At 58.6% G+C, this 13,628-nt stretch carries 14 protein-coding genes; 9 read left to right on the top strand and 5 right to left on the bottom strand.

Annotated features, from left to right (window positions below; translation table 11 throughout):
- Positions 1-93 precede the first annotated feature (93 nt).
- The 4 genes from ACI94_RS10095 (at position 94) to ACI94_RS10080 (ending at position 5,070) form a co-directional block, all read left to right on the top strand.
- Positions 94-732, top strand: coding sequence for a hypothetical protein (locus tag ACI94_RS10095; protein WP_273259111.1), 639 nt, complete (start codon positions 94-96; stop codon positions 730-732).
- 184 nt (positions 733-916) lie between these two features.
- Positions 917-3,100 carry a type II/IV secretion system ATPase subunit gene (locus tag ACI94_RS10090; protein WP_286681389.1) on the top strand — a complete coding sequence of 728 codons (2,184 nt, stop codon included), beginning with the start codon at positions 917-919 and terminating at the stop codon, positions 3,098-3,100.
- A complete protein-coding gene (locus ACI94_RS10085) occupies positions 3,093-4,016 on the top strand; it encodes a type II secretion system F family protein (RefSeq protein ID WP_066956430.1) in 924 nt (307 codons plus the stop codon). Before ACI94_RS10090 ends, ACI94_RS10085 begins: the two co-directional genes overlap by 8 nt.
- Before the next feature lies 1 nt (position 4,017).
- Positions 4,018-5,070 (top strand): type II secretion system F family protein, encoded by a 1,053-nt coding sequence (locus ACI94_RS10080; protein WP_066956433.1) that lies wholly within the window; start codon positions 4,018-4,020, stop codon positions 5,068-5,070.
- 74 nt (positions 5,071-5,144) lie between these two features.
- Here the strand turns inward: ACI94_RS10080 and ACI94_RS10075 are convergent, their stop codons facing one another.
- Positions 5,145-6,638, bottom strand: coding sequence for a cobyric acid synthase (locus ACI94_RS10075; RefSeq protein ID WP_066956436.1), 1,494 nt, complete (start codon positions 6,636-6,638; stop codon positions 5,145-5,147).
- A gap of 59 nt (positions 6,639-6,697) precedes the next feature.
- Here ACI94_RS10075 and ACI94_RS10070 point away from each other — a divergent pair, with 59 nt between their 5' ends.
- The 3 genes from ACI94_RS10070 to ACI94_RS10060 all read left to right on the top strand — a co-directional run bounded on the left by ACI94_RS10070 (position 6,698) and on the right by ACI94_RS10060 (position 9,252).
- Complete coding sequence (locus ACI94_RS10070; RefSeq protein WP_066956985.1) at positions 6,698-8,344, top strand: adenosylcobalamin-dependent ribonucleoside-diphosphate reductase; 1,647 nt, start codon at positions 6,698-6,700, stop codon at positions 8,342-8,344.
- 41 nt (positions 8,345-8,385) lie between these two features.
- Complete coding sequence (yciH, locus tag ACI94_RS10065; protein ID WP_066956439.1) at positions 8,386-8,691, top strand: stress response translation initiation inhibitor YciH; 306 nt, start codon at positions 8,386-8,388, stop codon at positions 8,689-8,691.
- Between the two features lie 228 nt (positions 8,692-8,919).
- Positions 8,920-9,252, top strand: coding sequence for a type II secretion system protein E (locus ACI94_RS10060; RefSeq protein ID WP_236707434.1), 333 nt, complete (start codon positions 8,920-8,922; stop codon positions 9,250-9,252).
- Positions 9,253-9,257: 5 nt separating this feature from the next.
- Here the strand turns inward: ACI94_RS10060 and ACI94_RS10055 are convergent, their stop codons facing one another.
- Entirely contained in the window at positions 9,258-9,518 is a 261-nt protein-coding gene (locus ACI94_RS10055) for a hypothetical protein (RefSeq protein WP_066956446.1), read from the bottom strand.
- Positions 9,511-10,008, bottom strand: coding sequence for a YkgJ family cysteine cluster protein (locus ACI94_RS10050; RefSeq protein ID WP_150468679.1), 498 nt, complete (start codon positions 10,006-10,008; stop codon positions 9,511-9,513). Before ACI94_RS10050 ends, ACI94_RS10055 begins: the two co-directional genes overlap by 8 nt.
- Before the next feature lie 84 nt (positions 10,009-10,092).
- Here ACI94_RS10050 and ACI94_RS10045 point away from each other — a divergent pair, with 84 nt between their 5' ends.
- Entirely contained in the window at positions 10,093-11,271 is a 1,179-nt protein-coding gene (locus ACI94_RS10045; RefSeq protein WP_066956449.1) for a sugar phosphate nucleotidyltransferase, read from the top strand.
- On the opposite strand, the gene ACI94_RS10040 is transcribed toward ACI94_RS10045, so the two are convergent.
- The gene (locus tag ACI94_RS10040) at positions 11,268-12,056 is read right to left on the bottom strand and encodes a CBS domain-containing protein (protein ID WP_066956991.1); all 789 of its coding nucleotides are present in this window, start codon (positions 12,054-12,056) and stop codon (positions 11,268-11,270) included. The two genes, ACI94_RS10045 and ACI94_RS10040, sit on opposite strands and share 4 nt — an antisense overlap.
- 67 nt (positions 12,057-12,123) lie before the next feature.
- A complete protein-coding gene (locus ACI94_RS10035) occupies positions 12,124-12,594 on the bottom strand; it encodes an Hsp20/alpha crystallin family protein (RefSeq protein ID WP_066956452.1) in 471 nt (156 codons plus the stop codon).
- A gap of 156 nt (positions 12,595-12,750) precedes the next feature.
- Here ACI94_RS10035 and ACI94_RS10030 point away from each other — a divergent pair, with 156 nt between their 5' ends.
- Positions 12,751-13,449: a hypothetical protein gene (locus ACI94_RS10030; RefSeq protein WP_286681388.1), complete on the top strand. Its 699-nt coding sequence runs from the start codon at positions 12,751-12,753 to the stop codon at positions 13,447-13,449.
- The last annotated feature ends 179 nt before the right edge of the window (positions 13,450-13,628 follow it).

The following is a 13,628-nucleotide window of genomic DNA, read 5'->3' as shown; positions in this document are numbered from 1 at the left end:
AGATATTAATAATAGCATAGTGATGTGGTATATTGCGGTAGAGCGGAAGTGTTCCGCTTATCCTGCGCAATAATACCTTACCTGAAGATATCCATGGAAATAGTCGATCTCATGGACGAGATCCTTCAGCAGTCGACGTGTGAAGGGTGCTTTGATCTTGAGGAGTTGCTGCGCTATAGTAACGTCCATTCTCTGACCGGAATGGGGGTCACGAGAGAGAAGACACATACATTTTTCCTGATTCTCTCTAATGGCGAACCGAACGGCGCCATTCTTGTCGATGACAAGGGGACGCTCTTCGGGGACTCGGCCGTTCTGCGCCTGACCGGCGAGGAGAATTTCGCACTCTATCTCATAGCGCCGGTGATCGCCGATGCGCTGATTGCCCGTTGCAGGATCTTTGAGACGAGTCATTTAAAGAAGAACGGCCGTCTTGATATCCCGACGATTGGTTCGCCTACCCGACAACGAGTGGGAGTCCTCTGTCTGACCGTCCGCGACAACCACTCGCCTCTCGCCGGCGCTCATGTCTCGATCCGGAAGGGAAAACTTGTCATCACGAGTGATGTGACGGATTCCCAGGGGAGAGTTTGCTTTCGACTGTTGAACGGGCGCTATATGTGTGTGATCGCGGATCGATCCGGGGAGCGAAGACGGTGCATCATCGACTTCCATGATCCTCAGGTAGAAACGTCTGTTGATGTTGGGGGCACAGAGGATGAGAACGGGTGAAGATGAAGAACGTGAATTGATTGCATCGGTCAGAAGTCTCCTTGCACAATCAGGGGGATCACAACCCGGCAGGGAAGAGGTTACAGCGGGGTCGCACGGCTCCGCTCCACCATCTCAAGAGAGTGATACAGAAGATCAAGGGGAGTCGGCCCCGGTCATGGATCCTGGTCCTGGCGGAGAGGAGATGCGTGAGCATTCTCCTGGCCCGGTCTTGAGAGGGGCCGATATCCGTTCAATCATCGGCTCGGTGATGAGTTCAGAAGATACCAGGGGGCGGCGCACAACTGCTGATGAGGATCCTGTCCGGGCACTCCTCAACCGGCTCGAGAGGTCGGGGAGGGAGACTGATAAGGAGCGTACGGTCACCCCTTCGCCGATGAGCAGTGATACAGGGCCGAAGGCTGCACCCTCTTCACCCGGGCATCGTGATCCCTTTGGTATCCTCAACCGGGTGAGAGGGATGAAAGAGGCCGGCGAGGCCGGGGAGATGGAGGCTGAAGGGCCCGGGTCCGAAGATCTCCCCGATGGGGTGATATCGGTCGAGGAACTCGGGAGCCTGGCAGACCTGATCCTCCCGAAGAGTGCGACGTTTGCTGTCGAAGAACTGAGTATCAACCGCAACGAGCACAATTTCGACTTCGTCGACAACGCCCGGGTCGTCTCGGAGTTCGATGACCTCTTCTCCCAGGCACTCTCCTCCACCGCGTTTGCCGAGGCCGCGGCGGAGGTGGCGTCTCCCTCCGAAGAGGTTCCAAAGCCCCGGTTCGGGTTCCTCCAGAAGCTCCGTCCACTTCGTCCAGAGATGGAGATCGAGGAGTACAACCCTGCCGTCCACGGGCCACTTCTCGATCTTTCAATGCGCCCCTCCCCGGGAGTGGAAGAGATCGAACTCTACCCGGTAAACGAACCATACGCCTACGTCAGGGTCATCTACGACAGCGCAACCCATGAGTACACCTACTGTGTGCTTGAGCCTGAACTCACGCCTGCGGAGCGGGAACTCTTCCTGGAGATCAAGGAGCGTCTCTTTGAGGCGCTCAATATCACCACCCGTGACCTCACACGCGAGGCGGCACGCAAAGCGCTTCGCGACGCGGCAAACAGAATCATCGCCGATTACGGGATCCATCTTGATGCGGTGGGGCGGGAGAAGGTTCTGTATCACGTGGAGAAGGAGTTCCTCGGCGACGGATTGATCGACCCGGTGATGCACGACAAGTACATCGAGGATATCTCGTGCGACGGCGTGAACTGCCCAATCTTCGTCTACCACACCACATACGAATCGATGAAGACGAACCTTCTCTACCACGACGCGGCGGAACTCGACTCGTTTGTTGCCAAACTCGCGCAGCGGGCCGGGAAGTACATCTCGATTGCTGAACCGATGCTGGACGCCACGATGAGCGATGGGTCGCGTATCCAGATGACGCTCGGCTCGGAGGTGACCGCCCACGGTTCAACGTTCACGATCCGGAAGTTCCGCGAAGAGCCGATCACGCCGACGGATCTCATCGAGTGGCACACCTTCTCACCGCTCGGGATCGCCTTCATCTGGCTCGCGGTCGAGAACGGCAAGTCCTGCATATTTGCAGGCGGTACGGCGTCCGGAAAGACCACGACCCTGAACGCTATATCGCTCTTCATCCCGCCGCTTGCAAAGATCGTCACCCTCGAGGATACCCGTGAGTTGAAACTCCCTCACCCGAACTGGATCCCGAGCATCACCCGAGACTCGTTCTCGCAGGACGGGCGGGGCGAGATCGATATGTACGAACTCCTGCGTGCCGCCCTCCGGCAGCGCCCGGAGTATATTCTGGTCGGCGAGGTCCGTGGCCGTGAGGCCTTGACCCTCTTTCAGGCGATGAGCACCGGGCACGTCACCTACGCGACGATGCACGCCGACTCGGTAGCGAGTGCCGTCCACCGTCTGGAGAACCCGCCGATCAACGTGCCGAGGAACATGCTCTCTGCCCTCTCCCTGATGTCCATCCAGGTGCAGGCCCGGGTGGGGGGCCAGCGGATCCGGCGGAACAAGCAGCTCATCGAGATCCTGGATATCGATCCCCGGACGAACGAACTGATCACGAACGAGGTCTTCCGGTGGCATCCCGCGACCGACGAGATTCGTTACTCGGGCAAATCCTACATCCTCGAGCAGATCATGGAGGACCGGGGATGGAGCGAGGAGCGGATGCAGGAAGAACTGAAGCGGCGTCAGGAGGTGCTTGAATGGATGCGCATCAAGAAGATCCGGCATTTCCGCGATGTAAGCAAGGTCCTTGTCTCCTACTTCCGCGATCCGGAGGGGGTCATCGAACGCGTCCGTTCTGACCTTTATGGTGGGATGGTGAGGCAGCATGAATAGTTATGAGCGGTTCTGCTTCAACCTGATCGGCCGTGACTTAAAGGAGAAGCGTGGGGAGTTCATCAAGCTCAGAAACGATCTCGTGGGGGCCCGGATGAACACACCCTTTGAGGCCTACCTTGCGACCGCTTACGTCTCCTCGGTCATTGTTGGGCTGGTCGCTGCGGTAATCATCGGGCTTCTGACTTATCTTCTGCGGGTCCCCGAGATGATCACCTACCGGGGAGCGGTCCCGGAGTTCCTCTACGCGTTAAACGACTACAAGCTCCTCCTTGGGACCATCATCATCACGCTCATCTCCCTTGCGATCTTCGGAGGGATAACGTACCTGGTCTTCCTCCTCTACCCCGGGATACGGGCCGGGGAGCGCCGCAGGAACATCGATGCCACACTCCCATACGCCATCAACTACATCACCGCGATGTCTTCGGCCGGGATCACTCCCGCGGAGGTCTTCCGGCTGCTCGGTCAGAGCACGATCTACGGCGAGAGCGCCGTCGAGGCCCGATATATATCCCGGGAGACGGATTTCTTCGGCAAAGACCTCCTTGATGCGCTTCGGACGGTCTCTCAGGCGACGCCGAGCGAGCGGATGCGTGAATTCCTGCAAGGAGCCGTCGCGAGCATCTCGAGCGGGAGTAATCTAACGGAGTATTTCCGCACCAAGGCTCACCAGTATACGCTCGAGAACAATCAACAGCAGAAGACATTTCTGGAGACGCTCGGGCTGATCGCAGAGTCCTACGTCACTGCGATGGTCGCCGGCATGCTCTTTTTGATCATTCTGCAGTCGGTGATGACGATCCTCTCGGGCGACTCAAACCCGCTCTTCCTCTACATCATCATCTACCTGATCATCCCGTTCGGGAGCGTGATGTTCATCATTCTGATCAGTTCCATGACCCCGGAGGTGTGATATGGGGTTCAAAGAGATTATCGATGACTTTCTGAACCGATTGCCGGGCCAGGACCGAACGACGGGCGGCGCGGCGGCGGACGCCCTGGTGTCCGAGTCGTTTGAGGAGCGGGAAGAGGAGATCTTCGGCCGGATAGAGAACTGGCGGAAGTATCAGGAAGGGTTTTACCGGTTCCTCAAGCACCCGCTTAGAGTTATGGCGGAAGAACCCCTCACCGTCCTCTTCATCTCCATCCCAGCTGCCCTCCTCCTCTTTGCCGGCGGATTTATGAGCCTGGTCCTCTCCTACGGCGTCGGCGTCCTCTTTTCGACGACGATGATCGACGATGTCTTTGTCTTCTCGCTCCTCATCGCCATCGTGCCGCTTGCAATCCTCGACCTCAAGGAGTCGCTGCGGGTATCAAGCATCGAGGCATCCCTCCCGAACTTCTTCCGGGATGTGGCCGGGATGAACGACTCGGGCATGACCCTCCCGCATGCAATCCATATCGTCTCGGAGGGGGAGTACGGGGCGCTCACGCCGCACATCCGTAAACTCGACACCGAGATGTCCTGGGGCGTCCCGTTCGTCGAGGCCATTCGCCGATTCGGGAAGGCCGTGAACACCCCGCTCACCGAACGGAGCGTCGACCTGATCGCCCACGCGAGTTCGGCCGGCGGCGACGTGAGCGAGGTGCTGCGGGCTGCGGCACACGATGCCTACGAGTTCTTCAACCTGAAGATGGAGCGGAGAAACGGGATGATGATCTACATGATCATCATCGTTATGTCGTTCTTCGTCTTCCTCTTCGTCATCGGGGTGCTCTCAAGCACGTTCCTCACCACGATGGCGGAGGCGGGGACGGCGGTTGCGGCCTCGGGTTCGACCCAGACATTCATGGGGACCGTAGACCTCTTCCTCTACAACCGCCTCTTCTGTCACGCCGCACTGATCCAGGGGTTCTTCTCGGGACTCGGGGCCGGGGTCATGGGCGAGGGCCGGGTGCTCGCCGGTCTGAAGTACTCGGCGATCATGGTGCTGATCGCCTGGATCGCGTTCCGGTTCTTTATCTGAGGGCCGGGACGGGTTTTCTCTTTTTGCGGTGGTAAAAGAGGTTTGGATATCTGTATCTTCACCCGAATTCTATCTCACGCTTCAGACGTGGCGTCCGTTGCATCCAGAAAATATGCCATAATCGCATCCATATCCACGTGCTCCTCAAAGTGCCGGGCCAGATTGTCGTAGGCCGCCTCAATCCCGAGGGTGCCTCCGTCGATCTCCGTGACCGGTTCAAACGGCACGCCCCGCCGCTCTGCGAGGTAGGCGAGGAGGGCGTTTGCCGCACCGGGGTTCTGGAAGAGCCCGTGCATGTATGTCCCAAAGACCAGGCCGTCGGGGGTCGAGGCCCCTTCCCCGGAGAACGCCTCGGGGAGGCCGTTCCGTTCAGTCTCACCCATGTGGATCTCGTAGCCCTCCACCTCCCCCATTGCCGGGAGGATGGGGCCGGGCCCGGTTGCCCGGCGCCGGACCTGCACCGTCGTCTTGTGGTAGCCGGTAAAGGCCGTGACGACATCGAGGAGCCCGAACCCCTGGTACTCTCCGGGAGTTTCCGACTCAATGCCCGCATCGACGATCCGCCGCCCGAGCATTTGATAGCCGCCGCAGATCCCGATGATCGGGACTCCTCTCTCCCGGGCAAGCCGGAGTTCTTCCCCCACTCCCGCACGGTTGAGGACGGCGAGGTCCTCCACCGTGTTCTTCGTCCCGGGGAGGATGATGCAGTCGTAGCCTGAGAGCGTTGTGCCGGGCTCGACGTAGTCCACCGCGGCGTAACGCTCGAGGAGCTCGAAGTCGGTAAAGTTCGATATCCGTGGGAGGCGGACGACGGCGATCCTTATCGGCGATCCGGTCTTTTGGTCTCTCTTATCGGCGATCGAGAGCGAGTCCTCGCTCGGGAGAGGGATGTCGGCGTAGGGGATCACCCCGAGCACCGGAACACCTGTCAGTCCTTCGAGTCTCTCAACACCTGATGCAAAGAGCCCGGGGTCTCCCCGGAACTTATTGACGATGACCCCGGCGACGAGTGGTCTGATGTCTTCCGGGAGGAGAGCGAGCGTCCCGTAGACCTGGGCGAAGACCCCGCCCCGCTCGATATCGGCGACGAGAACGATGGGGAGACGGAGGGCCCTTGCGAGCCGGATGTTCGCGATATCGCGATCGTAGAGGTTCACCTCGGCGGCTCCCCCGGCCCCTTCTACGACCACATGCCCAAAGCGCCTCCGTAATCGCTCGAATGCGGCAACCGCCTCGGATAGCAGCATATCGGTCTCGGCATAATAGTCCCGGATCAGCACATCCTTATATGGGCGGCCGAGCAGCACCACCTGTGAGGTCTGGTCACCCTTTGGTTTGAGGAGGACCGGGTTCATATCGGCTTCCGGCTCAAGGCCCGCCGCGAAGGCCTGGACAGCCTGCGCAATCCCGATCTCGCTCCCATCGGCCGTGACATACGAGTTGAGACTCATGTTCTGGGATTTAAACGGAGCGACGGAGATTCCCCGTCGGTGGAGTGCACGGCAGAGCGCCGCGACCGTCACGCTCTTGCCCACGTGGGATGCAGTTCCGAGCACGATAAGAGACATTGCCGGCAGAAGAGTTGGACGCGACGGATTATTAAGGGCGGGGTCTTATGGGGTATTACATGGAACTCTCCCCGCAGGGCCGCATCCTCCTGGAACACCGCTACCTCCTCCCCGGAGAAGCACCAGAGGACCTCTTCTCCCGGGTCGCCGACGCCGTGGGCGGAACGGCACGGTCTCGCGAGTTCTTCTCGCTCATATCGAGCCTCCTCTTCCTCCCGAACTCTCCGACCCTGATGAACGCAGGAACCCCTGGGGGGCAGCTCTCGGCCTGTTTCGTCCTGCCGATCGAGGATACCCTGGAGGGGATCTTTCGCACCCTCGGCCAGATGGCGCTCATTCATCAGTCCGGGGGCGGGACGGGGTTCTCGTTCTCACGCCTCCGTCCCCGCGGTGACTCCGTCAACGGGGTCGCCGGCGCCGCCACCGGGCCGGTATCGTTCATCCGGGTCTTCGATGCGGCGACCGAGGCTGTCCGGCAGGGTGGCCGGCGACGGGGGGCGAACATGGGAGTGCTTGCGGCCTCCCATCCCGATATCGAGGAGTTCGTCACCGCCAAGCAGGACGGGGGCCTCTCGAACTTCAATATCTCGGTCGGGATTGATGAGCAGTTCATCCATGCTCTTGCAACCGGCCGCGAGTACGATCTTATCAACCCCCGCGACGGCAGCATGTGGCAAAGCATCGACCCACGGTCGCTCTGGCATCTTATCGCCGCCTCCGCAAGGGATTCCGGCGAGCCGGGTGTGCTCTTTCTCGATGAGATCAACCGTAGGTGCACCACGCCGCACCTCGGCCCCATCGAGGCGACCAACCCCTGCGGGGAGCAGCCGCTCTACCCCTACGAGAGCTGTAACCTAGGAAGCATCAACCTTGCCCGATGCATCAGAGGAAGCGACCTTGACGAGGACCTGCTCGCCACCGTCGTTCGGTGCGGCGTCGAGTTTCTCGATGCGGTCATCGATGTAAATCACTTCCCAATCCCCGAGATCCAGGAGCGGACCCTTGCTACCCGAAAGATCGGTCTTGGTGTCATGGGATTTGCCGAGGCGCTCATACGCCTCGGGATCCCCTACGAATCAGAGGAAGCGATCCGGTTTGCCGGGAGCCTGATGGAGATGATCCAGACCTGGGCCAGGGAGCGGTCGGAGGAACTGGGGAGGGAGAAGGGGTCGTTTCCAGCCATTGAGGGTTCAATCTACTCAGGAGAGATGCGCAACGCCACCGTCACCACCATCGCCCCTACAGGATCGATCCATCTTATCGCCGGAACCACGAGCGGTATCGAGCCGGTCTTCTCGTTTGCCTACGACCGGACGATCGATGGGCGGCCGGTCAGCATCGTAAGCGACCTCATCACAGAGTTTCTGCCGAAGACCGCCGGTGGAAGAGATGTCGCGGAGCACGTGCGGCGTTATGGGACGGTTGACGGCCTCCCCCTGGATGACCATACTCGCGACCTCTTCAAGACGGCCCTTGAGATCGCACCGGAGCACCACGTCAGGATGCAGGCCGCATTCCAGAAGCACGTTGACAATGCCGTCTCAAAGACCGTGAACCTCCCGGAGAATACGGAGGTCGATGATATAACCCGAGTCTTTTCCCTTGCTCATGACCTCAAGTGCAAGGGTATCACCGTCTACCGCTACCGGAGCCGGTCTGATCAGGTAATCTCCCAGGGCTGCGATATCTGTCGGATTGACGGGTGACATGCCAACTAATATATAACGAGAGCTGAAAGGTACATGCAATGAACGGTGGGATATGTCCGACCTGCGGACTGCCAAAGGAACTGTGTATCTGTGAAGAAGTTGCCAAAGAGCAGCAGAGAATAAGCGTAAAGGTAAACAAACGCCGGTATGGAAAGGAAGTCACGGTCATCGAGGGCCTCGATCCCTACGACATCGACCTCGAAGACCTCTCGAAGTTCCTGAAAGCGAAACTGGCCTGTGGCGGCACGGTCAAAGACTCTTCGATCGAACTGCAGGGCAACCATCGCGAACGGGTGAAGGATCTGCTTGCCCAGAAAGGATATAACATGGAAAATATCAGTTGACCCCGGGGCGTTCTCCCTAGGATCCGGGGATATCTACTTTTTTGCAGGCTTCATTACGGGTTGCAGGGGAAGCGGATGCTGTTTGTTCGTTCGTACTCCATAGTGAAATCCGCGATGAGTTACTATCGAGACGGCTGAAGGGTATCGAGAGATCCCGACTGCGATGGCCGGATCAGCAGGCAATATAATTAGCAGGTACAATACTCTGAGAGTTGATTGCCTATGGCGATGAGATGTTCGTTTGCGCTCGATCCCGACCTGATGGAGCAGATCGACCAGTATGCCAGAGATCACTCGTTCGACCGAAACGAAGCGATTCTTGAACTGATCGAGATCGGACTTGCCTGTCGGAAGGAGAATGGGGCGGCAAAGGTACGGCAACGCCGCTCGTATGAGGAGTTGAACCGGCTCCTGCGTGAGGTCGAGGATGTCAAGGCTATCCTCACAGATCTTCGAAACGAGGTTAAACTGGTTCACCACACGATCGAGGCAGACTGGACTAAGGAGGCGAAAGGCGTCCCGTTCCAGACCAAACGCCCGTGGGAGTTCTGGCGAAAGTAAGTCTGTTAACTAATGATATTCGCGATGCTCCGGAACCCTTCCTCGCTAAGATCGTCGCAGAGGACCGCCTCGACCTTCGCCATATCGACGCTGGGCGTCTCGCGGCACCTGGTGCAGTAGGCCCGTGCCGGTGACGGCACCTCTCTTCCTCCAATAACGACGAGAACTGAGTGAACACAAAACCTGCACCGATCAACGGGCTCAGGCTTATTCGGGGTGCACTGCACCAGGCCCCGGACGACCTGTAGACGCCGGGTTCTACTCATAGGCCTCGACCCGGTAGCCGGCACGCCCGAGAACCTCGCTGACCTTTGCTCTCCAGGCGGTATCGCTCTCGATCATGAGCGGCGCGATCGATTCGTTCCAGCACTGCTGGAGGGCGGCATCCTCTGTGACGAGGCTTCTTCTCCCCTTCACCTTCCCGACCTCCCGGCCGTCACCGGCAAAGATCCTCATTGCACAGCAGGTGTAGGATCGGCAGACCAGCGGTCGGCTGTTGTGAATGGTGCAGACGTACTTCCCCATCTCCCCGGGGAGAGGGCGCAAGAACGGGCACCAGGATGGGTGTTTACGGTTCTCGGATCTGTCCATGAAAGCATCAAGGAACCTCTCTTCGACCCGGGCGCGGAACGTGCCGCCGACGATCTTCTGCCGGCAGAGAAAGTCCCGGCTGGTGAGTTGCTTCTCGACCTCGATGAGTTGGCCGCCTGCGTGCATGCAGCACTTCCCGCAGAGGCTACATTCAAATGCGGTCATCTAGTAGATTCTTTGCGCAACAGAGGATAAAGGTTGGGAACTGGCGCCCTAAGGGTTAAATCGATACGCATACAATGGAGTGGCATGAAGGTGTGCATTATGTGCGGAGGGGAGGGCACACGGCTCCGTCCCCTCACGTTTGGGCGTCCCAAACCGTGTATTCCCATTGTCAACAAACCTTCTATCCAGCATCTCGTCTCACACCTCGCAAACCTCGGGTTCACTGATGTAGTGATCACGCTCGGCTACATGAGTGACGCAATCGAGGCGGCGCTTGGGGATGGATCGCTCTTTGGGGTCAATGTCACCTATGTCCACGAAAAGACGAAACTCGGGACGGCGGGAAGCGTCAAGAACGCCCAGAAGTATCTTGAGGAGCAGCCGTTCCTGGTCGTCGGCGGCGACCACGTGGTGGACCTGAACCTGCTTGAGTTCTACCGCGAGCACCTCACCAACGACTCGATCACGACGATCGGGCTCATCAGCATCGATGACCCAACGGAGTACGGTATTGCCGAGATCGATGCGAACTACCAGATCAAACGGTTCAAGGAGAAGCCGAGCCCTGGTGAGATCTTCTCGAACCTCGCAAGCACCGGGATGTACGTCTGCGACCCCGAGATCTTTGACCATATCCCGGCCGGCGAGAAGTTTGACTTCGCCCGCAACCTCTTCCCCGAGTTGATGGAGGCTGGCTACTCCCTGAAAGCCTGGCTTGCCCGTGGCAACTGGTCGGATGTGGGGAGCCCGCGATCGTTACGGGAAGCTGAGCGGTGGAAACTACAGGACATCGGGTTTACGAACATATCCGGCGACCTCTACATAAAAGGCGCCCGAATTATGGGCCCGGCGCAGATCGGGAGTTGTGTCTCGATTGCGGCGAATTCTCGTGTGATCGGTCCGGTCTCGATCGGTGCCGGGACGATCATTGAGGAGAACGTCGTCATCGGGCCGTACACGAGCATCGGAGAGGGCTGTATCATCAAGAACAGCGCAAAGATCTTCTCCTCGTCCATCTACAACCGTGTGGTGATCGGCCGGGACAGCACCATCAGCGGGAGCATCATCGACAACGATACGCTCGTCGGCAGCGGGTGCAACATCGAACACGACACGGTCATCGGCCCGCACGTGGTATTAAAGAACGGTGTCGTCGTCCATTCCGGGACCCGGCTCTGGCCGGAGGTGATCATCCCGGAGGGGACGGTCGTCAAAGAGCACGTCCTCAACGAGGACTACGATACCAGGACCGAGGGCTCCTAACCGTGCCGCACAAGCCGGTGCGTCAGCGCAACGAGGGGATGGCGGGCGTAATCGAGCACCTTGATGTCGTCGAGGGTCTTTAAGTTCAGCGTCCGGGCGGTCCGCTCCATCCCCAACTCTATATTCTCCCTGATCTCGATGATGTAGGCATCAAGGTTCGTGATCCCGAGCCTCTTTGCCGCGATCGCCCGGTGATGCCCGTCGACCAGGATCAAGCGCCCTGGCCGCCGGACCACGATCAGGGGTTCAGCAAGCCCCTTCTTGATCTCGTACATCCGCCCCTCGAGTTCGTCTTCATAAATCTTAGACTGGGTGGGCAGGAGGTTGTTTATCTCGACCGAGCCCCGCTTCAATGTCGGCTCGACACCATAGAGCCTCCTTAGGGTCTCAATGAACTTGAAGACCTTCTCCGGCGAGACATGCTCGATCTGGGACCTGATGACGTCGGCGTTCGATATGATCCCGATGAGGGTGTTATTCTCGTCGACGACCGGGAGTTTCTGGATGCCGGAACGGAAGATGACGCGGGCCGCATCATTCACGCTCATGTCCGGGTCGGCGACGATGAGGTGGCGGGACATCACCTGTTCTATTGGTGTAGCCGGGTGGACGAAGAGGAGGTCCCGCGCCGATATGTAGCCTACCACTTCCTTTGAGTCCTCCACGACCGGAAATCCGTCATGATGTGTCTTCTTTATGGTCTCGATGACGTCTCGAACCGTACCATGGACGTTGACGGTGACGACGTCGTAGGTCATGTAGTCCTTGACCCGCTTTTTATCCATCATGGTAGTGTCACGCTGGCTTAACATGAATTATTCGGTTTCGGATTGCCAGCGGCATGAAAAAATGTTACTCTATGGGGATCGTAGTCCCCGTCTCTGTCGGCGTTTTCTTCAGCCGGACCTCGAGAACACCGTTCTTGAATGTTGCTCTGGCGTTCTCCTCGGTCACCTCGGCAGGAAGAAGCACGGTGCGGCTCATCTGGCCGTAGATGCGCTCTCGCATGAAGAAATCCATGCTCTCCTCCTCGGTCTCGCCGCTCCGGATGCTCATGATCTCCAGGTGCTGGGGATCGATGAGCCGGATAGTAACGTCTTCCTTCTCGACGCCGGGGAGATCGGCGACGACGATCACCTCATCCTCGTGGTCCCGGACATCCACGCGGAAGTCCCGGATCGTCGGTACGACTCTTCCCCGAACCTCCTCGCCCCGTGTGCCGATCCCTCCGAGCAGAGACTGGAACCTGCTCTCCATCTCGGCCATGAGGTCATCGAAATCCTGCCATATTGTCCGATATGGTCCGCGTAAGTATCTTGCCATTTGTAATCACTCCTGTCATCTGGTGTAGCCCCGGAACAGTCGGACTGCCGAGGCTAACCTAAAGGTAGGGTTATTAAAATATAAATTTTTGCTTTGATGCAACCCCAATCTCCCAAACGCTACTATTTTATTTCCCCGAAAGGCGATTGTACCGTAATGAAACAGACAGAGAAGAAGAGTTCGAAAGATGAGAATACTCCGTGGATGAAGTGGGCCTACGTGGGAATCGCCCTGATCGTGGCGGTGGCCATGGTGGGGACGTACCTGGCCCCGATGTTTGAGAAGAAGCCGACCGCCCAGGTAGGAAATACGGCAGTGATCGGCTACACCATCTTCAGCGAGGACGGGCGCCCCCTCATCACGACCGACCAGAACCTTCTCGCGAGCGAGTACGAGAAGGGGAACTTCGTCCTCCTGACCTACGGTCTGGAGATGCCCGTCGGCGCACAGGTATCGGGCGAGAACATCGCTCCCATTCCCATCGCATACCCCGAGACCAACGGAACCGTGGGCGCCGGTCTGCTGGGCTTCGAGACCAACGCCATCTCCGTAGGGCTCGTCGGGATGCAGGCCGGTGAAACGAGGACCATTCCTTTCTCCTACGGGGAAAACGACTTCGAGATTGATATAAGCGAAGAGGAAGCAAACGAAATCGGCCTCAACTTCACGGAGGCAAAAGTGGGCGAACCGTTCCTGCGCGAGTTTATGATCTCGTCGGGTATCACCCTCGGGAATGAGACCAATCAGACCCCGACACTGCGTTTCTGGAAGGTCACCGACAAGACCGACGACTCAATGACCGTCACGTGCCGCTACGGCAGCGCCCGGGTCACGCTCAACGGCATAACGGGGTGACGGCACCCCCACAGGTTTTTATAGTCTCCCTGCTTCCTGCCATACATGGCGATAAAAGTGATAAGTTTCTACCAGGAAGGCTGCATGGGGTGCGAGGAGCAGACCCCGATCCTTCGCGAGGTGGGGAAGGATCTCAGGATCGATATAGAGGAGATCGATGCCGTGAAGAACCCGGAGTA

Source organism: Methanoculleus sp. DTU007, assembly GCF_001512385.1.
GTDB classification, from domain to species: Archaea; Halobacteriota; Methanomicrobia; order Methanomicrobiales; family Methanoculleaceae; genus Methanoculleus; species Methanoculleus thermophilus.
The sequence above is the reverse complement of the archived record's forward strand: the minus strand, read 5'-3'. Positions and strand labels throughout refer to the sequence as shown.